Source organism: Mycobacterium paraense, assembly GCF_002101815.1.
Lineage (GTDB): Bacteria > Actinomycetota > Actinomycetes > Mycobacteriales > Mycobacteriaceae > Mycobacterium > Mycobacterium paraense.
In genome coordinates, this window is sequence record NZ_LQPM01000007.1 from 50,541 (window position 1) to 70,155 (window position 19,615).

Consider the following 19,615-nt stretch of genomic DNA (forward strand, 5'->3'; position numbering starts at 1 on the left):
GGGGAAGCTCATGCCCAAGCTCGCGGTATTGACCGCACCCGGGGGGCCGATCGAGCTGGCCGAATTCCCGCTGACCGCGCCCGCCCCGGGCACCGCGGCGCTCAAGCTGCGGATGGCGGGCATCTGCGGATCCGACCTGCACATCTTCCGCGGCGAGCTGCCCCTGCCGTGCCCCTTCGCCCTGGGCCACGAAATGGTCGGCGAGATAACCGAACTCGGCGAGGGGCTCACCACCGACGCGACCGGCAAGCCGCTCGCCGTCGGCGATCGCATCGTCACGCCGTACTTTTGGACCTGCGGGCAGTGCCACGCCTGCGCGCGGGGCCGGCCCCACGCGTGCCAGAACCTGATGGCCGGCGAGTACCGCACCCACGACCAGGAGCCGCACTTCGTCGCCGCGCACGGTGAGTACTACTACACCAGTCGGCGGCAGCCGCTGTACAAGGTGCCCGAGGACCTCGCCGACGCGGCCGTCGCACCGCTGAATTGCGCGCTGGCCCAGGTGTTGTTCGCGCTGCGCGACGTGCGGCTGGGCGACACCGTCGTCATCCAGGGCGCGGGCGGGCTGGGCATCAACGCCGCGGCCGTGGCGCGCACCGCGGGCGCTGCCGCCGTCATCGTCATCGACAAGATCCCCGAACGCCTCGACGTCGCAGCCGATTTCGGCGCGACGTTCTGCATCGACGCGAGCGGCATCTCGACCTTCGAGGTGGCCGAGCGGGTCCGTGCGCACACCGACGGCATCGGCGCCGACTGGGTGCTCGAGGTGGTCGGGGTGCCGGGCGTCATCCCCGACGGGGTCGGCTTTCTGAACAACGGCGGCACGCTGCTCGAGGTCGGCAACGTCGGCATGGGGCGCACGTTCGAGCTCGACCCGAGCTCGCTGGTTTACGGCAACAAGTCCGTGCGCGGCGTGATGCTCTACGACCCCGTCACCCTGGCGACCGGCCTCAACTTTTTGCAGCACACCGACTTTCCGTTCGACCGGCTGATGCCCAAGCCGTTTCATCTCGCCGACGTCAACGACGCCTTCGCGTCGGCCGATGCCGGGCTGGTGCCGCGCGGGGCGTTGGTGCCATGACCCAGGCGGCGCAGACCACCGACACGCGCGAACTCATCGTCGAGTCCGCGTTCATTTGTTTCGGCAGACAGGGATTGGACAAGGCGACCGTCGTCGACATCGCCAAGCAGGCCGGCGTCTCACGCAGCACCGTCTACGAGTACTTCAGCGACAAGGGCGCGATCGTCGAAGCCTGCGCCGAGCACGCCTCCGAACGGTTCTACTGCGAGATGTCCAAGGCGATGGACCAGGGCAGCTCGCTGGAGGACAAGCTGAGCCGCGCGGCGGTGTTCGTGACCCAGGCGCGGCGGGTGATCGCCTCCGAGAAGTACTTTGACGAGGATGCGATCAGCCTGCTGCTGACCAAAGACGCCGCGGTGTTGCTGCGCGAGTGCGTCGACTTCTTCGCGCCCTATCTGTCCGCCGCCAGGCTCACCGGCGAGGTGCGCAAGGACCTCGACGTCGAGGCCGCCGGGGAATGGTTCGCGCGCATACTCTTTTCGCTGTTCAGCACGCCGTCGTCGACGTTGGACATGGACGATCCCGAGGTGGCGGCGGAGTTCGTGCGCGCGCACGTGGTGCGCGGATTCGCCAGCGAGCGCACGCGACCCCGGCGCGGTTAAAGGACCCGCCTTCGAGCGTGCATCCTGGACCTTCGGTGTGCGCCCAGGGCGGGAATTCGGCGATTTTCACGCCCGGGACGCACACTCGAGTACATCAGCGCACACTCAGCGGCGCTGCTGGGCCCAGACGGTGTCGGCGGCATGCACCGGCCGGCCATGGCCGGGCAGCAGGTGCGCGACGGGTAGTTCTTCGAGACGCCTGCGGGTCTCGGCGGCGCTCGCGGCGTCGACGATTTCGGGCGTGTGCCAGGCCTGTCCGCGAACGGTCAGCACGGCGTCACCGGACAACAGCGTCCGCGTCGTCGGATTCCACAGCGCGATGCTGTCGTCGGTGTGTCCGTTCGCGTCGACCACGGTCCACTCCGGCGCGCCGGGCAGCGGCTGCCCGTCGGCGAGCCCGCCGCCGGGGGCCGGACCCGTCCAACGCATGCCGACCGGCGTGCCGTATCCCGCGATCCGGGGACCGCCGAGGAACCCGGTCAGCCCGCGCCGGTCCAGCGGCTGGTCGATCATGGTGGGCCAGATGGTCGCGGCCTTGCCCAGGGTCGGGGTGCGCGGTTTCACCCCGCCGAGGTAGGCAAGCGTGGCCTCGGGCAACCAGATCGGCGCGCGGTGGCGCGTGGCCAGCTCCGCCGCGCCGGCGACGTGGTCGCTGTGCCCGTGCGTCGCCACGACGGCACGCAGGGTTCCGGCGCGGCCCAGGACGGCCGCGAGATCGCCGGCGACCCGCGGTAGCCCGGCGTCGACCACCACCGCGCCGTCGCCGCTGCGCAGCACATAGCAGTTGAAGATCCAGCGCGACAGCCGGGTGATGCCGAGGTCGGGCATCTCCTCGATGACCAGGCTCATGCCCGAGACGCTACGCCCTAGTGGGTCAAGGCCCGCAGGAAGAACTTCAGGTTGGCGGGCCGCTCGGCCAACCGGCGGGCGAAGTACCCGTACCACTGGGTGCCGAACGGGACGTACACCCGCACGTGGTTGCCCGCCTCGGCCAACCGGCGCTGCTCGCCGTCGCGGATGCCGTACAGCATCTGGTATTCGAAATCGTCGACGGCACGGCCGGATACACGCGCCATGGCGGGCACCGCCCCGATCACCGCCGGGTCGTGCGACGCCACCATCGGATAGCCGCTGCCCGCCATCAGCACGCGCAGGCACGCGAGGTAGGACGCGGTGACGTCGGCGTCGGCCCGGTAGGCCACGGAGGGGGGCTCGTCGTAGGCGCCCTTGCACAACCGGATCCGCGCACCGGCCGCGGCGAATTGCTCGCAATCCCCCAGGGTGCGTCGTAGGTAGGCCTGCAAAACCGTGCCCAGCCAGGGAAAGTCGGCGCGCAGGTCGCGCACGATCGACAGGGTCGAGTCGGTCGTGGTGTGGTCTTCGGCGTCCACCGTCACCCACAGGCCGGCGCGCCGCGCGGCATCACAGATCGACCAGGCGTTCTCGCGCGCGATCTTCTCCCCGTCGCGATCCAGGGCCTGCCCCAGCGCGGACAGCTTCAGCGACACCTCCAGCGGCCGGACGCCGCCACCCGTTTCACCGAACCGGCCCAGCCTGTCGATCAGATCGAGGTACACCCGCACCGCCGCGTCGGCGTCGTCGACGTCGTCGACGCCCTCGCCCAGGTAGTCAACGCTGACGAGGCGTCCCGAAGCACGCAGCGCGCCAACGCTGTCCAGCACGGCGTCGATCGTTTCGCCGGGCACGAAGCGGCGCACCACCTTACGCGTGACGGGCATGCGTTCGGCCGCACGCCGCAACGCCTCCCACCGGCTGGCGGCCATGATCGCCGGGCGCACCGTGTGGGCGAACAAGCCGGCCATCAGTCGGCCGCCATGTGCGGATAGATGTGCTCGGTGGCCGGGACGAACGTCTCCTTGATCGTGCGGGCCGACGTCCAGCGCAGCAGGTTCAGCACCGAGCCGGCCTTGTCGTTGGTGCCGGACCCGCGCGAACCGCCGAACGGCTGGCGACCGACCACCGCGCCGGTCGGCTTGTCGTTGACGTAGAAATTCCCGGCGGCGAACCGCAGCCGGTCCTGGGCGGTCAGCACGGCCGCCCGGTCGTCGGCGATGACGGCGCCGGTCAGCGCGTAGCGGGAACCGGTGTCGACAACGCCGAGGATCCGCTCGTACTGGTCGTCGGGGTAGACGTGCACCGAGAGCAGCGGGCCGAAGTATTCCGTCGCGAAGGACTCGTCGGTCGGGTCGTCGGACAGCAGCACTGTCGGCCGCACGAAATAGCCGACGCCGTCGTCGTATTCGCCCCCGACGGCGATCGTGACGCCGGGAGCGCCCTTCGCGCGTTCGATGGCGTCGACGTTCTTGATGAAGGCCCGCCGGTCGATCAGCGCGCCGCCGTAGTTGGACAGGTCGGTGACGTCGCCGTAGCGCAGCGCGGCCGCCGCGCCCAGGAAGTCATCGCCCATGCGCTGCCACACCGAGTGGGCGACGAACGCCCGCGACGCGGCCGAGCACTTCTGCCCCTGGTAGTCGAACGCCCCGCGAATCAGCGCCGTGGTCAGCACATCCGGGCGCGCCGAGGCGTGTGCGACGACGAAGTCCTTGCCGCCGGTCTCGCCGACCAGCCGCGGGTAACTGTGGTAGCGGCCGATGTTGGCGCCCACCCGCTGCCACAGGTGCTGGAAGGTGGCCGTCGAACCGGTGAAGTGGATGCCGGCCAGCCGGGGATCATCAAGCGCCACATCCGAAACCGCGAAGCCGTCGCCCGTGAGCAGGTTGATCACTCCGGGCGGCAGGCCCGCGGCCTCGAGCAGCTGCATCGTCAGATACGCCGACAGGGTCTGGGTGATCGACGGCTTCCACACCACGGTGTTGCCCATCAGCGCGGGTGCGGTCGGCAGGTTGCCGGCGATCGAGGTGAAGTTGAACGGCGTGACGGCGTAGACGAAGCCGTCCAGCGGGCGGTAGTCGCTGCGGTTCCACTCGCCGGGCCCGCTGATCGGCTGCTGCGCCAAAATCTGCCGGGCGAACGCGACGTTGAACCGCCAGAAGTCGACCTGCTCGCACGGCGAATCGATCTCGGCCTGGTAGACCGACTTGGACTGGCCGAGCATCGTTGCGGCCGCGATCTTTTCGCGCCACGGTCCGGCCAGCAGGTCGGCGACGCGCAGGAACACCGCGGCGCGCTCGTCGAAAGGCGTTGCCGCCCAGTCTTTCTTCGCGGCCATCGCGGCCTCGATGGCCGCCGTCGCGTCGGCGTGCACGGCGTTGGTGAGGGTGCCCAGCGTCGCGGCGTGCCGGTGCGGCTGGACGACATCGATCCGCTCGCCCTCCCCCATCCGGTGGCGGCCGCCGATGACGTGCGGGAGGTCGATCGGATTGTCGGCCAGCGCGCTCAACTCGTCGAGCAGGCGGCTTCGTTCCGGGGATTGCGGCGCATAGTCGTGGACCGGCTCGTTGGCGGGGACTGGTACCTGGGTGATCGCGTCCATGCTGCTCAGGATCCCCGGCGCGGCGCCCGATCTTGTTGGCTAATTGGACAAGACCCGCGGCCGAGGCTAGTAGAATCGGACAACATGCAGGTGGTGGGTGTCGGCCTCGGCCAGTTGTTGCTCGCGCTGGACGCGACGCTGGTCAGCCTGGTGGACGCGCCGCGGGGCCTGGACCTCCCCGTGGGGTCCGCGGCGCTGATCGATTCCGACGATGTGCGGCTCGGCCTTGCCGCCGCCGCGGGCTCGGCCGACGTCTTCTTCTTGCTCGGGGTCACCGACGACGAGGCCCGGCGGTGGGTGGACAAGCAGGCGCGCGAGCGGGTCCCGGTGGCGATCTTCGCCAAGGAGCCATCGGACGACCTCGTGGCGGCGGCGGTCGCGGCCGGCTCGGCGGTGGTCGCCGTCGAGCCAAGGGCCCGGTGGGAGCGGCTCTACCAGTTGGTCAATCACGTTCTGGAACATCACGGCGATCGCGGCGACCCCGTCGATGACTCGGGCACCGACCTGTTCGGCCTGGCGCAGTCGCTGGCCGACCGCATCCACGGCATGGTCAGCATCGAAAACGCGCAGTCACACGTGCTCGCCTATTCCGCCTCCAACGACGAAGCCGACGAGCTGCGCCGGCTGTCCATCCTGGGGCGCGCGGGGCCACCCGAGCACCTGGAGTGGATCGGCCAATGGGGCATCTTCGACGCGCTGCGATCCGGCGGCGAGGTGGTGCGGGTTGCCGAGCGCCCCGAGCTCGGTTTGCGCCCCCGGCTGGCGATCGGCATCCACCAGGCACCGGCCGGGCCGCGCCGACCGCCGGTGTTCGCCGGCGCCATCTGGGTCCAGCAGGGCTCGCAGCCGCTGGCCGACGACGCCGAAGACGTGCTGCGCGGCGCGGCGGTCCTTGCCGCGCGAATCATGTTGCGGCTGACCGCCCGTCCGTCCACGCACGCACGACGGGTGCAGCAACTGCTCGGACTCACCGACGAACCCGGCGACGCTGCCGCCGTCGCCCACGAACTGGGCCTCCCCGCCGACGGCCCCGCCGCGCTCGTCGGTTGGGACACCGTGCAAACTCCCCACCCACGGATCGCGGACGTGTTGGCGTTGAGCGCCAGCGCTTTTCGGCGCGATGCCCAGGTCGCCTCCCGTGAATCGCGCGTCTACGTGCTGCTGCCACAGACGCAGGCCAGGTCGGTCACCTCGTGGGTGCGCGGCACGATCGCCTCCCTGCGCGCCGAACTCGGCGTCGAGCTGCGCGCCGCCATCGCCCCGTGGGTGGCCGGCCTGGCAGAGGTCGCGGTTGCGCGCGCGGAGGTCGACCGCGTGCTGGACAGCGCTGAGCGACACCCGATTTCGATCGGACGGGTGACCACCCTGGCCGAAGCGCGCACCACGGTCCTCCTCGACGAAATCGTCACCCTGGTGGGCGCCGACCGACGGCTGGTCGATCCGCGGATACGCGACCTGCGCGCCCACGACCCGATGCTGGTCGAGACGCTGCGGGCCTACCTGGACAGCTTCGGCGACATCGCCACGGCCGCCCGGGCGCTGCAGGTGCACCCCAACACCGTTCGCTACCGGGTGCGACGGATCGAGAAGGTGTTGGCGACCTCCCTGTCGGATCCCGAGGTGCGGCTGCTGTTTTCCCTGGGATTGCGGGTGACCGAGCGCTCGGCGTAGTTGCTCCGCGACCGGTGCAAAGTTTGCCAGAACGCCGAACTTGGGATCGGTATCGGCGTACCCTTGCCGCTACTTTCAGTTGATCTCATATCCATCCGATGCAGCGATGCGTCGACGACGCGACAGGGGTAACGATGTCCTACTTGGTGGCTGTCCCAGAGTTTGTCGCGTCGGCGGCGTCGGATCTGGCGGGCATCGGCGAAGCCGTCAGCACCGCCCATGCCGCGGCGGCGGCGCAGACCACCGCGGTGGCCACCGCCGCCGCCGATGAGGTTTCCGTGGCTGTCGCCTCGCTGTTTTCTGGCCACGCCCAGGCCTATCAATCGGTGAGCGCGCAGGCGGCGGCGTTTCACGCAGACTTCGTGCAGGCGTTGAGCGCCGCCGGGGGTGCCTACACGGCCACCGAAGCGGCCAACGCCTCGCCGCTGGACGCCCTCTGGCCGCTGTGGCAAGACGTGCGGGCCGTGATCAACGCGCCGACGAACTTGTTGCTGGGGACCCCGCTGATCGGCAAGGGCAGCAACGGGGCTCCCGGTACCGGGCAGAACGGCGGGCCGGGCGGCCTGCTGTGGGGCGACGGCGGCGACGGCGGGTCCGGGGCGCCCGGCCAGGCGGGCGGCAAGGGCGGCAGCGCCTGGCTGTTCGGCAACGGCGGGCACGGTGGGACCGGCGGGACCGGCATCACCGGCACCCCGGGCTCGGTGTCCGGCGGCACCAACGGCGGCCCCGGTGGCGGCGGCGGAACCGGCGGGGCCGGCGGCAACGGCGGGCTGCTCTACGGCAACGGCGGGGGCGGCGGCATCGGCGGCATCGGCGGGACCGGCGGGGCCGGCGTCACCCCGACCAGCGGTGTCAATGGCACCCAGGGCGGCCTGGCGGGGAACGGCGGCGCCGGCGGCGCCGGCGGCGCGGGCTCACCTCTCTTCGGTCATGGCGGCGACGGCGGCCAGGGTGGCCAGGGCGGCCAGGGCGGCCACGGCGGCACCGGGGCGGCCGACACCAACGGGTCCGGTGGCGGCCACGGCGGCACCGGCGGCAACGGCGGGGCCGCCGGCGCGGGCGGCAGTGCGGGCGGCCCCGGCGCCGGTGCGGGCGCCGCGGGAACAGGGGGCGCCGGCGGCAACGGCGGCAACGGCGGCGGCGCGGGCGCCGCGGGGCACTTCGTTTCCGCGGGCGCCGGTGGCGACGGCGGCCGCGGCGGCGACAGCGTCGGCGGAGCCGGCGGTCAAGGCGGCAACGGCGGCAACGGCGGCGACAGCAACTACACCGGCACCGGCAGCGCCAATTTCACCGGCGGTCACGGCGGCAACGGCGGCACCGGCGGCAAGGGAGTCACCGGCGGCAACGGCGGCACCGGCGGCAACGGCGGCAGCGCCGACGTCGTCCCCTTCATCAGCGCCCCCGGTGTCGCCGCCGCGGGCGGCGGCGGGGGCGGCGGCGGTGCCGGCGGCCTGAGCACCGGCGGCGGCAACGCCGGCAGGGGCGGCGACGGAGGCAACGGAGGTGGCGCCACCGCCCAGTCCGGCAACCAGGTCGCCACCAGCGGCGGCGGTTTCGGCGGCGGTGGCGTCCAAACACCGTCCGTGGGTCCCGGCGGCGGCGGGGGCGGCGGCGGCGCCGCCGGGGTCGGCAGCGCAATTGCCATCGGCGACAACGGTTCCGACGGCGCCTTCGCCGGCAGCTTCAGCGCCCCCGGTCATGGCGGTCACGGTGGCTACGTCAACAGCACCTCGGGCGAGTTCAGCGCCGGCGGCGGGGGCGGCGGCGGCGCCGGCGTCGCCGGCAGCCCCGGCGCGGGCGGCGGCCAAGGCGGCAGCGCCGACACCTACGCCGGTGGCCAGGGCGGCCCAGGCGGCACCGGCCAAACCATCGGCGGCGGCGGCATTGACGGCAAAACCGGCCAGGGCGCCGGCGGCGGCAACGCCACCATTGACCCCGGCGTGGGCGGCGCGGCCAGCATCGGCGGCGGCGGGGGCGGCGGTGCCGCCGTCGCCTTCGGCAACTCGCCGGACACAGCCAATGGTGGGCAAGGCGGTGGCGGCGGCGGCCCCTAAGCCCAGCCGATGCGGCCGATCAGACGCAAGGATTTCGCAAGCGCTCGGCCATAGGCTGACCGGCAGCAGCGAAAGGAGCCACCATGGACACCGCTCGCACGTGCGGAGCGTTGATGGCGCGGGCGTTGTTGGCGGGCGGCGTCGCGGTTGCGGCTTTGGGGCTGAGCGCGGGTACCGCCCAAGCCCAACCAAATCCTGTGCCGCTCAACCACTTCACGTGGTGCCCAGGCCATCCGGATCCGAACGACCACATGTCACCGGGCGGCCCGATCGCCGCCATGCAGCGGGAGGGGTGGGACCTGAATGTCTGCCACGACTATTGGTATCCCGCGGCCGGTTTCCCGGATAGTCCGCAACACAACGACATTGTCGAGGGCGACCATGTTCCGCGTGGACCCGCCTGCGCACCCCTGTGCGCTCCCTGGCCCTGATTCCCGTCAGCAGATTGCCCATGAAAATGGCACCCGCCCGCGTTACATTGACCCGAGAACGGCGAAAGGAAGCGCCATGGGTATCACCGTGAAGAAGGTCATCGCCGGGGCGCTGCTGCCAGGCGGCGTCGCCGTGGCGCTGTTGGGCGTGGGAGCCGCTACCGCCCAAGCCGACCCCGGGTCCATGCCATCCGGGCATGGTCTCTTGCCGGAAGACGGGCCGGTGCCCCCGGGCGCATCCGGGCCATACAAGTGCTGCCCGGGGGATCCGATGGGACTTCGCCCGAATACCGGTCACGGGTGTCCGTCCGGGTCGAACGGGCTCGGTGTGAACTGGGACCGGAGTCAGTGCCATACCTGGTGGGGAGTCGTCTGGGGTCATGGCAACGTCGACGCCGCCGTTTGGGAGGGACCCGATCCCCCGCCGCCGGAGGCGACGCAGAAGCCACCGTGCGGATTTCCCTTCATGTGTTCCGGCACACCGTAGGGCCGTCCCGGCTCCGCGCTTCCCAAGCATGAAATCCTCAGCGCGCCAATGACATTAGGTCCGGACCGGCGTCGCCGAACGCAACCAGCCGCCGCCGTTGTAGGGGTGCGGGCCACCGAGCGCCGGCGTCAGGTCGCCTTCTTGCGGATCGCGATGTTGAGGTAGGGCATGAACAGGCCGAACGGCAGTTCCGGGCATTGTCGGCGTAACAGGTTGGCGTAGCGGCGATTCGCGGATTGGCGATAGTACAGCCAGCGCAACGGGTTTTGCTTCATGTGGAACGTCTGCCGGTCGACCATGAAGTCGAGTTCGGAGATCGGCCCCAAGGCCAACTCGATGTCGTGAAAGCTCACGCCCCGACCGCGCCGGGCCAGTTCCAGCCCGGCGTCCTCCGACGTGGTGTCGAACGCCGACGCCTGGTATCTCGCCGTCCGCTTCAGATATTCCAGAGCTATCTCGTCCGGCAGCCAGTGGAAGAACGGCAAGTCGGCGGTGTGATCGTCGAAAAGCCATAGCCGATTGGGCGCTTCGATGATGCAGAGGATGCCGCCGTCGGCCAGTAACTGCCACGCGGCCCGCAGGCTGGTCAACCGCTCGTGGTACGTCATGTGCTCCAGCGACGCGAAGAAGATGACGAAATCGAAGCCGGCGTGGTCGAAATGCGTGGCTATGTCGGTCGCATTCATGTGCTGCAGGGGCGGTTCGCCGAGCCCGAAGAAACGCAGCCGGGCCCGCGACACGGCGAGGGATTCCTCCACCACGTCGATGCCCGTGACCTCGGCGCCCTGCTCGACCAGGGCCATGACGGACGACCCAGTCCCGCAGCCGATCTCGAACACGCGCGCGCCGTCCAGGCGGCGGAGGCCGTCAAGCCAGGGCACGTACTCGTGCCTGTCGTAGATCAGCCGCCCGACGGCGTGCTCATCCATGTCGTGGCGCCCAACCTCGGAATCCCAGTAGTCCTCGGTCGACCAGTTCTCGCGCAGGTATTGACGAAAACCTTCCACGCTCACCGGATTCAGGGGTGTGAAGCGTCGACGCAGCTCGGCGGTCGTTCCCCGGTCGGCGCGCCAGATGATTCGGCGGACCGACTCCTTGGCGGAGTTTTGCACGACGGTCATCATCGCATCCGGCGGCGGCCGCCTGGCGGCAATACTTATGTTCAGCGTGAACCCAATCGAATGAGTTGCGGGGCGTTTTCCTGCGGTTAGGCTTTCTTGGTGCCTGAAAGCCCGTCGTCGTATCTGGTGCTGGCTTCTCAGCGCAGCGGCAGCACGCTGCTGGTGGAATCCCTGCGCTCCACCGGCGTGGCCGGCGAGCCCCAGGAGTTCTTTCAGTACCTGCCGGCCACCAGCCAGTCACCGCAGCCGCGGGAGTGGTTCGCCGGCGTGGACGACGAGTCGATCCTGTCTCTGCTGGATCCCCTGGACGCCGGGACGCCCGACCTGGCGCCGCCCGAGATCTGGCGCGACTACATCCGCACGGTCGGCAGGACACCCAACGGCGTGTGGGGCGGCAAGCTGATGTGGAACCAGACCCCGCTGCTGTTGAACCGCGCCAAAGACCTGCCGAATCGATCCGGCGACGGCCTGCGGGCCGCCATCCGCGACGTCGTCGGCGAGGAACCGCTGCTCATCCACGTGCACCGGCCCGACGTGGTGTCGCAGGCGGTGTCCTTCTGGCGCGCGGTGCAGACGCGGGTGTGGCGGGGCCGGCCCGATCCGGTCCGCGACGCGCGCGCCACCTACCACGCCGGCGCGATCGCGCACGTCGTCACCATGCTGCGCGCCCAGGAGGAGGGCTGGCGGACGTGGTTCGCCGAGGAAGGCGTCGAGCCGATGGAGGTCCCGTATCCCGTGTTGTGGCGCAACCTGACTCAGGTGGTGGCCACCATCCTCGAGGCGTTGGGGCTCGACCCGCGCCTGGCGCCCGAGCCGGCGCTGGAGCGCCAGGCCGACCAGCGCTCCGACGAATGGGTGGAACGCTACCGCGCCGACGCCGAGCGGGACGGGCTGCCGACCTAAATTCAGCGCGAGCCAATCGGTTGGCCCCCAACGCCGGCCACGCCACCATTGCCGTCGTGAACCGGTTATCCGAGGATTGGTGGGCGACGCTGCTCGCGGGCGTGATCGTGGCGTTGGCGGTGGCCGGCGCGCTTCCCAGGATCCCCTGGTGACGGCGTGAGCACGCTCAGCGTCGACGCGCGGGAGGCCGAGGAAGAGCCGGCGGAAGCCGCCTTCACCAGTGGGCGCCCGCTGGACTACGTGCCGGGCATCCTGCTGCTGATCGGCGTGGGCGTGCTGGGCAAGTACGCCCAGATCTGGTGGAACGCGACGGCCAAACACCACCACTGGACCGTTCCCGACATCGAATACGTGTTGTGGGCCATCGTGATTGGCCTGCTCATCACCAACACCGTTGGCCTGCATCGGATATTTCGGCCCGGCGTGTTGACCTACCAGTTCTGGCTCAAGGTCGGGATCGTGGCGCTGGGTTCGCGATTCGTGCTGGGCGACATCGCCAAGCTCGGCGCCACCAGTCTGGTCCAGATCCTGGTGGACATGGCGGTCGCCGGGACCATCATTCTGGTGGTGGCGCGCGCCTTCGGCCTGTCGGGCAAGCTGGGCTCGCTGCTGGCTATCGGCACCTCGATCTGCGGGGTGTCGGCCATCGTCGCCGCCAAGGGCGCGATCCGGGCCCGCAACGCCGACGTCAGCTACGCGATCGCGGCGATCCTGGCGTTGGGCGCGGTCGGGCTGTTCGCGCTGCCGCCGCTGGGCCACCTGTTCGGCCTCACCAACTACGAATTCGGGCTGTGGGCGGGCCTGGCGGTGGACAACACCGCCGAAACCACCGCGACCGGATACCTGTTCTCCGATCACGCCGGCAAGATCGCGGTGCTGGTCAAGTCCACCCGCAACGCGCTGATTGGCTTCGTCGTCCTGGGATTCGCGTTGTACTGGGCCGCGCGCGGGCAGGCCGACGCGATCGCGCCCGGCGCCAGGGCCAAGGCCGCGTTCGTCTGGGCGAAGTTCCCGAAATTCGTGCTCGGCTTCCTCGCGGTCTCGGCGATCGCGACGGCGCACTGGCTGAGCAAGGGGCAGACCGCGAACCTGGCCAACGTGTCGAAATGGGCGTTCCTGCTGACCTTCGCCGGCGTCGGCCTCACCACCGACATCCGGCAAATCGCCCGCACCGGGTGGCGCCCGCTCGTCGTCGCGGTCATCGGGCTGACGGTGGTCGCGTCGGTCTCCCTCGGGCTGGTGCTGCTGACCTCCCGCGTGTTCCATTGGGGCGTAACCACGTAGCGAACGCCGGACGGTAACCTGGCGGCCGTCATGTTGATCACGATCCTGGTGATGGCCATCGCGGTGAGCCTCGAGCCGTTCCGGGTCGGCATGACGGTGCTGATGCTCAACCGGCCCCGACCGCTGCTGCAACTGCTCGCCTTCCTGTGCGGCGGGTTCGCGATGGGCCTGACCGTGGGCCTGGTCGTCTTGTTCGTGCTGCGTCGCAGGCTGCTGGGGTCGACGTACTTCACCTTGCCCAGGGTGCAAATCGCCATCGGCCTGCTGGCGCTCGCGATCGCCGCCGTGGCGATGGTGAAGCCCGACACGCGCCGCGCCGCCGTGCCGCAACGGTTGGCGACACACGCCCAGCGACTGGTGAACGGGCGCTCGCTGTGGGTGGCGGGAGTGGCCGGGCTGGGGATCGCGCTGCCCTCGGTGGACTACCTGGCCGCGCTGGCCGTCATCCTGGCCTCGGGCGCCGCGGCCGCGAAGCAAGTCGGGGCGTTGGTGATCTTCAACGTCGTGGCCTTCGCGCTGGTGGAGCTCCCGCTGATCGCGTATCTGCTGGCGCCCGGGCGCACGCGCGCGTCGATGGGCGCGCTGCACGACTGGATCCGGTCCCGACGCCGCATCGAGGTCGCCACGCTGCTGGCGGCGGTCGGGTGCGTTTTGCTGGTTGCCGGCTTAGCCGGTGCCTGAGGACCGCGCGACGGCCTGCCGTGCCGCGTACGTCTCGGCGAGGAACTGCTCGACGGCCACCGCGGCGTGCGCCGCGCGCGCCGACCCGAAGATGTCGAAAGCGTGCTGCGCGCAAGGCAACTCGGCGTAGGCGACGGGCTGGCGGCTGACCTCGCGCAGCCGCGTCGTAAAGCGGCGGGCCTGCTCGACCGGGATCAGCGAATCGTTGGTGCCGTGCAGCACGAAAAACGGTGGCGCGTCCGCACGGACGTGGGTGATCGGCGAGGCCACCCGGAAGGCCTCGTCGACGTCGGTCAGGCGCAGCTTGAACACCCGCTTGGCGATCACCGGCGCCATCAACGGGTGCATCGCGTCGCGCGAACCGAAGTCGTACACCCCGTAGAACGGCACGGCCGCCTGCACGCGGGTGTCGGCGTCCTCGAAGCCCGGCTGAAACCGCGCGTCGTTGGGGGTCAGCGCGGCCAGCGACGACAGGTGCCCGCCCGCCGAACCCCCGGTGATCGCGATCCAGTCCGGGTCGCCGCCGTATTCGGCGATGTGTTGCTTCGTCCACGCGATCGCGCGCTTGACGTCGACGATGTGGTCGGGCCACGTGGAGCGCGGGCTCAGCCGGTAGTTGATCGCGACGCAGATCCAGCCCAGCTCGGCCAGGTGGCTCATCAGCGGATGCGCCTGTCCGCGTTTGTTTCCCACCATCCAGCCCCCGCCGGGCACCTGCAGCAGCACCGGGGCACGCCCGCCGCGATCCAAGTCGGGCCGGCGCCAGATGTCCAGGTGGTTGCGCGAGCCGCAGTCGCCGTAGCTGATGTCGGCGTCGTGCGCGTAGTCGCGGTAGATCCGCAGCATCCGCGCCGCGCCGGGCTTCTTCGCCGTCGCACCCCCGGCCGCGGGCCGCTTCCACAGATCGCCCGACTCGGTGCGACGGCCGGGACCCAGCCCCGCGTCCAGCGCGGCCGTCAGCGGCTCGTTCGCCCGCCGCCCGACGCGGCGCAGGCCCAGCAATCCCAGCCACGACACCGCCGAGAGCAGCCAGCTCAACCGGCGCGGCCGCGTCGGCAGCCCGCGCGACACCGCCGCCACGGCCGCCAGCTGGACGGCGAGGGTTTGCATCGGAAGCTCGGACGCGAACACCCCGTGAGCGAACGCGATGCCCGAGCCGAAGCGGTCCCTGGTCAGCGGCCGGTAGCCGTTGGCGGTGTACGCCAGACCCAGCGCCGACACCAACACGGCGGCTCCCCGTCTCACGCCTGTTCGCTTCCGGTTTCGTCGGATCCCTTCGACTCCTCCGCCTTGGCGGGATCGTCGATCACGTGATACACCGGGTCGACCATCGACACGGCCTTGTTGCCGCTTTGCCGCGCCTTGCCGGTGATCCGCAACAGCTGACCGGGCTGGATGTCGGCGCCCCCGCGCCCCGGGCGGAACGTGACGTTGAGTTCGCCGCTGTCGTCGCCGACGACGATCCAGCGGAGCGTGCGGCGCCGCTTGGTGATGTCCTCGACCTGGGTGACGCGCCCCTCGATGGTGGCGCGCTGCCCCGGGATCAGCCCGGCCACCGTGATCACCGACGGCCGTTCGGGATGTTCGTAGGCCTCGACATCGCGCTCCTCGTCCTGAAGGACCAGCGCCTCGACCCGGTCGAGTGCGCGCGCGATCCGATGCTCGAAATCGTCGGGGAACGCATCCTTGATCCGCGACTCCACGTCGTACGGGACGATCGTCGCCGCCGCGTCCGGGATCAGGCTGACCGCCCGCGCGATCTTGTCGGCCGTGCGGTCGTGCAGCAGCCTGCCCAGCAGCGGCGAATAGGTGCGGCGCGGCAGCAGCACCGTGACGTTGGTGTCCCGATGTTCCTGCAGCGCCTTGGCGACCAGCACTTGCGCCGACCGGTTGATCCGCCGGTCCGGGCAGTCCACCACCCGCAGCCGCGTGTCGAGTTCGAAGTGATCCCAACGCTTCCGCAGCTGCGCGGCGTGGGCCGCGTCGACCATGAAGTGCACCGCGATCAGCTCGTCGGACCGCAAGCCCCGGCCGTAGCGCAACGCCTCGATGGTGGCGAGGTCCACCGAGTTCACGAACACGAACACCCGATGCCTGGCGTACTTGACCAACTCGGGCCGGTCGGTGCGGAACATCTCGAGAATGGCTGCCTCCGCGCGGTATTCGCGATTGAGCCGGATCAGCAGGAAGACCAGGATCGGGAAGACGACGACGACCAGCCACGCGCCCTCGGTGAACTTCGCCACCGCGAAGATGCCCACCACGATCGTCGACAGGATCCCCGCGGACAGGTTGATCGCCAGCCGTCGCCGCCATCCCGGTTCCCGGTGGGTCAGATGGTGCTTGGTCATCCCGTAACCCGCCATCGAGAACCCGGTGAACACGCCGATCGCATAGAACGGCACCAGCGCATTGACCGAACCGCCCGTCGTCAGCAGCAGCGCCACCGACAGCGCCGCGAGCGTCATGATCCCGTTCGAAAACACCAGGCGGTGACCGCGTTTCGTCAGCTGCCGCGGCAGGAAGCGGTCCTCGGCCACGAAGCTGGCCAGCGCCGGGAAGCCGTTGAAACTGGTGTTCGCGCCGGTGAACAAGATCGCGGCGGTCGCCGTCTGGACGAGGATGTACAGGACGTTGCCCGCCACCCCGTTGCCGAAGACCGCGCGCGCGATCTGGGACAGCACCGACGGATACTCGGTGAGGTAGGGGGTGGCGTGCGTGACGTAGGCGAGGAACGCAACGCCGGCCAGCAGGAGGCCCAGGATGGTCGCCATCGCCGTCAGCACCCGGCGCGCGTTGACCCCCTGCGGCTTTCGAAACACGTCGACGGTGTTGGAGATCGCCTCGACCCCGGTCAGCGACGAGCCTCCGTTGGCGAACGCGCGCAAGACGGTCAGGATCGTCGCGCCCATCACCAGCGCATCACCCTGATGGACCGGCACCGTCCCCGGCATGTGCTCCGGGTGGTACACCGGCAGATCCCCCACGACCACGCGCACCACGCCGACCACGATCGTGAGCCCGACCATCGCGATGAACAGGTAGGTCGCGGACGCGAATTGCCAGCCGGCCTCCCTCAGGCCGCGCAGGTTCAGGTAGCAGATGACCAGCACCACGCCGATGGTGATCTGCAGGCTGTGCGGGCCCAGCGCCGGAACGGCCGATACCACCGCGACCGTGCCCGCCGCCGACTGCACCGCCACCGTGACCACGTAGTCGATCAACAGCGCCGCGGCGGCCACCTGCGCCACCCGCGGCCCGAAATTCTCGCGCGCGACGATGTACGAACCGCCGGCCCGGGTGTAGGCCATGACGACCTGGCGGTACGACGCGGCCACCAGGACCAGGATCAGCAGGATGACGCCGGTGACGGGCAGCAACAGCACAAACGCCGCCAAACCCGCGTGCGGCAACAGCTCGATCAGGATCTGCTCGGGGCCATACGCCGTCGACGAGATGGCGTCCGGCGAAAGCGCCCCGAGCGCAACCGGATTCGACAGCTTCTCGCTCGACAGTTCCTCGGTGATCAGCGGCTTGCCCAGGAAAATCCGCTTGGCGATGTCCCCGATCGAGGTCGGGATGTGCAGCTTGCCCGCCGAACCCGCTGAAGTGGTCACGCTCCAGCATTCTGCCTGAGCAAGCCCCGCCCCTAGGAGAGGCGCCGTACCGCCGCGGCGATGCGTTCGTCGGTGGCGGTCAGCGCGACCCGCACATGCCGGGCGCCGCCCGGGCCGTAAAAGTCGCCGGGCGCCACCAGGACGCCGCGACCGGCCAGCCACGCGACGCTGTCCTGGCAGGGCTCGTCGCGGGTGGCCCACAGGTACAGGCCCGCCTCGGAATCGTCGACGGCGAACCCGGCCGCGCGCAGGGCCGGCAACAGGGCCGCCCGGCGCCGTTCGTAGCGCTCGCGCTGCACCCGCTCGTGGGCGTCGTCGTCGAGGGCGGCCACCATGGCGGCCTGCACCGGCGTCGGCACCATCATCCCGGCGTGTTTGCGGACGGCCAGCAGCTCGGCGACCAGCGCCGCATCCCCGGCGACGAAGCCGGCCCGATAGCCGGCCAGCGACGAGGTCTTCGACAGCGAATGGATCGCCAGCAACCCCGTGTGGTCCCCGTCGCACACCGAGGGATGCAGCACCGAGAGCGGTTGGGCCTCCCAGCCCAGGCCCAGGTAGCACTCGTCGGAGGCGACGATTACGCCGCGGTCCCTGGCCCACCCGACCACCTTGCGCAGGTGCTCGACGCCCAGCACGCGTCCGGTCGGATTGCTCGGGGAATTCAGGTAGAACAGCGCCGGAGAGCGCGGGCCCACCTGGGTCAGCGAATCCGCGCGCAGCACCTGCGTCCCGGCCAGGCGGGCCCCGACGTCATACGTCGGGTAGGCCAGCTCCGGCACCACGACCACGTCGGCGGGGCCGAGGCCCAGCAGGGTCGGCAGCCATGCGATGAGTTCCTTGCTGCCGATCACCGGCAGCACGGCCGACTCGGCCAGCCCGGTGATGCCGTAGCGGCGGGCCAGCGCCGCCGCCGCCGATTCGCGCAGGCGCTCGGTGCCGGCGGTGGCCGGATAGCCTGGCGCCGAACCGGCGGCGGCCAGCGCGTCGGAGATCAGGGGGGCAACCGGGTCGACCGGGGTGCCGACGGACAGGTCGACGATGCCGTCCGGATGCGCCGCGGCCAGCGCCTTCGCGCCGGCCAGGGTGTCCCAGGGGAACTCGGGCAGGGATGCCGAAACTTTCCCTTGACGGGGCCGCGCCCCCACCTCGGCCTGCTGGGGCACCGGCCCGCTCAGTCGCCTTCGCCCTGGGGCGGCAGATCCTTGACCACTTGCGGGTCGTTCTCGGTCAAGCCGACCTTCGCCGCGCCGCCCGGTGACCCCAGCTCGACGAAGAAGTCGGCGTTGATCTGGGTGTACTGGCTCCACTGCTCCGGCACGTCGTCTTCGTAGTAGATCGCTTCGACGGGACAGACCGGCTCGCAGGCACCGCAGTCGACGCACTCGTCGGGGTGGATGTACAGCATCCGGGCGCCTTCGTAAATGCAGTCGACCGGGCATTCCTCGATGCATGCCTTGTCTTTGATGTCGACGCAGGGTTCGGCGATCGTGTACGTCACAGACGTCTCCTCCAGCTCTGTCCATGTACTGCGTGTGGGCTGCTGTTCGGCTCGCCGCGGCGCTTCGACCGCTTCGGCGAAAGCTTTCGGTTACTGATACTAGACGTTGCACATACACGTCAACCACTGGGCATGTAACACGGGAACGCAAAGCGGGCCGTCACGGGCGGCGCCGGGCCGCCCGGCCCCGCCCGGGCCCGCGTTCACTGACGGCGAACATCCCCCGCAACGCGCTGACCTGCGAATAGTTACGATTAGAGCTTCCTGTGCGATTACGGTTGCGAGGAGGAAAGCTCACGGGGCCTGGTAACCTCGACCGCAGACGGCAACCGTTGGGCAGATGTCGTCGCCGTTTTTTACGGTGCATTGAATGGGGAAGGTGTCCATAAATGTTGAGGCTGTCGTTGACCAAATTCGCCGCCGCCGTTGGCGGGGCGGCGTTCGCGTTGACCGCCGGTGCCGGGATCGCATCCGCAGATCCCCTGGACCCGGTCATCAACACGACGTGCAACTACGGGCAGGTCATGGCCGCGCTGAACGCGACGGACCCAGCGGCCGCCGCGCAGTTGACCGCGTCGCCGATCGCGGTGAGCTACTTGAACCAGTTCCTCGCGTCGCCGCCGCCGAAGCGCCTGCAGATGGCGCGTCAGATCCAGGCCATGCCGCAGGCCGCGCCGTACTTCAACGACGTGTTGTCGGTGGCGGGCAGCTGCAACAACTACTGAGCGCAG

At 70.2% G+C, this 19,615-nt stretch carries 18 protein-coding genes; 10 read left to right on the top strand and 8 right to left on the bottom strand.

The window, feature by feature from the left end; translation table 11 throughout:
* Positions 1 to 10 precede the first annotated feature (10 nt).
* Complete coding sequence (locus AWB89_RS05235; RefSeq protein ID WP_085172085.1) at positions 11 to 1,081, top strand: zinc-binding dehydrogenase; 1,071 nt, start codon at positions 11 to 13, stop codon at positions 1,079 to 1,081.
* Positions 1,078 to 1,683: a TetR/AcrR family transcriptional regulator gene (locus AWB89_RS05240; RefSeq protein ID WP_085172087.1), complete on the top strand. Its 606-nt coding sequence runs from the start codon at positions 1,078 to 1,080 to the stop codon at positions 1,681 to 1,683. Before AWB89_RS05235 ends, AWB89_RS05240 begins: the two co-directional genes overlap by 4 nt.
* A 105-nt stretch (positions 1,684 to 1,788) precedes the next feature.
* Here AWB89_RS05240 and AWB89_RS05245 read toward each other — a convergent pair whose 3' ends face one another.
* From AWB89_RS05245 to pruA, 3 genes are read right to left on the bottom strand one after another with little or no spacing between them, the layout of a single operon-like run.
* A complete protein-coding gene (locus AWB89_RS05245; RefSeq protein ID WP_085172089.1) occupies positions 1,789 to 2,532 on the bottom strand; it encodes an MBL fold metallo-hydrolase in 744 nt (247 codons plus the stop codon).
* Between the two features lie 17 nt (positions 2,533 to 2,549).
* Positions 2,550 to 3,506: a proline dehydrogenase family protein gene (locus AWB89_RS05250; protein WP_085172091.1), complete on the bottom strand. Its 957-nt coding sequence runs from the start codon at positions 3,504 to 3,506 to the stop codon at positions 2,550 to 2,552.
* The gene (gene pruA / locus AWB89_RS05255; RefSeq protein ID WP_085172093.1) at positions 3,506 to 5,137 is read right to left on the bottom strand and encodes an L-glutamate gamma-semialdehyde dehydrogenase; all 1,632 of its coding nucleotides are present in this window, start codon (positions 5,135 to 5,137) and stop codon (positions 3,506 to 3,508) included. Before pruA ends, AWB89_RS05250 begins: the two co-directional genes overlap by 1 nt.
* A gap of 84 nt (positions 5,138 to 5,221) precedes the next feature.
* Between pruA and AWB89_RS05260 the strand changes: the two genes are divergently transcribed.
* From AWB89_RS05260 to AWB89_RS05270, 4 genes are all read left to right on the top strand, one after another.
* Positions 5,222 to 6,808 (top strand): PucR family transcriptional regulator, encoded by a 1,587-nt coding sequence (locus tag AWB89_RS05260; RefSeq protein WP_142282451.1) that lies wholly within the window; start codon positions 5,222 to 5,224, stop codon positions 6,806 to 6,808.
* A 134-nt stretch (positions 6,809 to 6,942) separates the two neighbouring features.
* On the top strand, positions 6,943 to 8,862 hold the full coding sequence (locus AWB89_RS28235; protein WP_085172095.1) for a PE family protein: 1,920 nt from the start codon (positions 6,943 to 6,945) through the stop codon (positions 8,860 to 8,862).
* A gap of 83 nt (positions 8,863 to 8,945) precedes the next feature.
* Positions 8,946 to 9,293: a hypothetical protein gene (locus AWB89_RS26900; protein WP_142282452.1), complete on the top strand. Its 348-nt coding sequence runs from the start codon at positions 8,946 to 8,948 to the stop codon at positions 9,291 to 9,293.
* A 76-nt stretch (positions 9,294 to 9,369) separates the two neighbouring features.
* On the top strand, positions 9,370 to 9,780 hold the full coding sequence (locus AWB89_RS05270; protein ID WP_085172097.1) for a hypothetical protein: 411 nt from the start codon (positions 9,370 to 9,372) through the stop codon (positions 9,778 to 9,780).
* 128 nt (positions 9,781 to 9,908) lie between these two features.
* On the opposite strand, the gene AWB89_RS05275 is transcribed toward AWB89_RS05270, so the two are convergent.
* Positions 9,909 to 10,901, bottom strand: a complete 993-nt coding sequence (locus AWB89_RS05275; RefSeq protein ID WP_158089804.1) for a class I SAM-dependent methyltransferase — start codon at positions 10,899 to 10,901, stop codon at positions 9,909 to 9,911.
* Between the two features lie 99 nt (positions 10,902 to 11,000).
* On the opposite strand from AWB89_RS05275, the gene stf0 reads away from it, so the two are divergent.
* From stf0 to AWB89_RS05290, 3 genes are all read left to right on the top strand, one after another.
* Complete coding sequence (stf0, locus tag AWB89_RS05280; protein ID WP_085099913.1) at positions 11,001 to 11,804, top strand: trehalose 2-sulfotransferase; 804 nt, start codon at positions 11,001 to 11,003, stop codon at positions 11,802 to 11,804.
* Positions 11,805 to 11,960: 156 nt separating this feature from the next.
* Positions 11,961 to 13,088, top strand: coding sequence for a YeiH family protein (locus tag AWB89_RS05285; protein WP_085172101.1), 1,128 nt, complete (start codon positions 11,961 to 11,963; stop codon positions 13,086 to 13,088).
* Positions 13,089 to 13,118: 30 nt separating this feature from the next.
* The gene (locus AWB89_RS05290; RefSeq protein ID WP_085172104.1) at positions 13,119 to 13,769 is read left to right on the top strand and encodes a GAP family protein; all 651 of its coding nucleotides are present in this window, start codon (positions 13,119 to 13,121) and stop codon (positions 13,767 to 13,769) included.
* On the opposite strand, the gene AWB89_RS27680 is transcribed toward AWB89_RS05290, so the two are convergent.
* Genes AWB89_RS27680 through fdxA form a run of 4 tightly spaced genes read right to left on the bottom strand, consistent with a single transcriptional unit; the run spans position 13,755 to position 18,884 of the window.
* Positions 13,755 to 15,041, bottom strand: a complete 1,287-nt coding sequence (locus tag AWB89_RS27680; RefSeq protein ID WP_085172385.1) for an alpha/beta hydrolase — start codon at positions 15,039 to 15,041, stop codon at positions 13,755 to 13,757. The two genes, AWB89_RS05290 and AWB89_RS27680, sit on opposite strands and share 15 nt — an antisense overlap.
* On the bottom strand, positions 15,011 to 17,386 hold the full coding sequence (locus tag AWB89_RS27685) for an APC family permease (RefSeq protein WP_085099782.1): 2,376 nt from the start codon (positions 17,384 to 17,386) through the stop codon (positions 15,011 to 15,013). The genes AWB89_RS27680 and AWB89_RS27685 overlap by 31 nt, the downstream gene beginning before the upstream one ends.
* A 32-nt stretch (positions 17,387 to 17,418) precedes the next feature.
* Positions 17,419 to 18,531 (bottom strand): succinyldiaminopimelate transaminase, encoded by a 1,113-nt coding sequence (gene dapC, locus AWB89_RS05305; RefSeq protein ID WP_085172387.1) that lies wholly within the window; start codon positions 18,529 to 18,531, stop codon positions 17,419 to 17,421.
* 26 nt (positions 18,532 to 18,557) lie between these two features.
* Positions 18,558 to 18,884 carry a ferredoxin gene (gene fdxA, locus AWB89_RS05310; protein ID WP_085099779.1) on the bottom strand — a complete coding sequence of 109 codons (327 nt, stop codon included), beginning with the start codon at positions 18,882 to 18,884 and terminating at the stop codon, positions 18,558 to 18,560.
* Between the two features lie 392 nt (positions 18,885 to 19,276).
* Between fdxA and AWB89_RS05315 the strand changes: the two genes are divergently transcribed.
* Entirely contained in the window at positions 19,277 to 19,609 is a 333-nt protein-coding gene (locus AWB89_RS05315; protein WP_085099904.1) for a hemophore-related protein, read from the top strand.
* Positions 19,610 to 19,615: the final 6 nt, after the last annotated feature.

Coding starts and splice junctions, on each gene's coding strand:
- AWB89_RS05250 (WP_085172091.1), bottom strand. CDS start 3,506: ATGGCCGGCTTGTTCGCCCACACGGTGCGCCCGGCGATCATGGCCGCC.
- AWB89_RS05235 (WP_085172085.1), top strand. CDS start 11: ATGCCCAAGCTCGCGGTATTGACCGCACCCGGGGGGCCGATCGAGCTG.
- pruA (WP_085172093.1), bottom strand. CDS start 5,137: ATGGACGCGATCACCCAGGTACCAGTCCCCGCCAACGAGCCGGTCCAC.
- AWB89_RS05245 (WP_085172089.1), bottom strand. CDS start 2,532: ATGAGCCTGGTCATCGAGGAGATGCCCGACCTCGGCATCACCCGGCTG.
- AWB89_RS05240 (WP_085172087.1), top strand. CDS start 1,078: ATGACCCAGGCGGCGCAGACCACCGACACGCGCGAACTCATCGTCGAG.
- AWB89_RS05275 (WP_158089804.1), bottom strand. CDS start 10,901: ATGACCGTCGTGCAAAACTCCGCCAAGGAGTCGGTCCGCCGAATCATC.
- AWB89_RS05270 (WP_085172097.1), top strand. CDS start 9,370: ATGGGTATCACCGTGAAGAAGGTCATCGCCGGGGCGCTGCTGCCAGGC.
- AWB89_RS05290 (WP_085172104.1), top strand. CDS start 13,119: ATGTTGATCACGATCCTGGTGATGGCCATCGCGGTGAGCCTCGAGCCG.
- AWB89_RS05260 (WP_142282451.1), top strand. CDS start 5,222: ATGCAGGTGGTGGGTGTCGGCCTCGGCCAGTTGTTGCTCGCGCTGGAC.
- AWB89_RS28235 (WP_085172095.1), top strand. CDS start 6,943: ATGTCCTACTTGGTGGCTGTCCCAGAGTTTGTCGCGTCGGCGGCGTCG.
- AWB89_RS26900 (WP_142282452.1), top strand. CDS start 8,946: ATGGACACCGCTCGCACGTGCGGAGCGTTGATGGCGCGGGCGTTGTTG.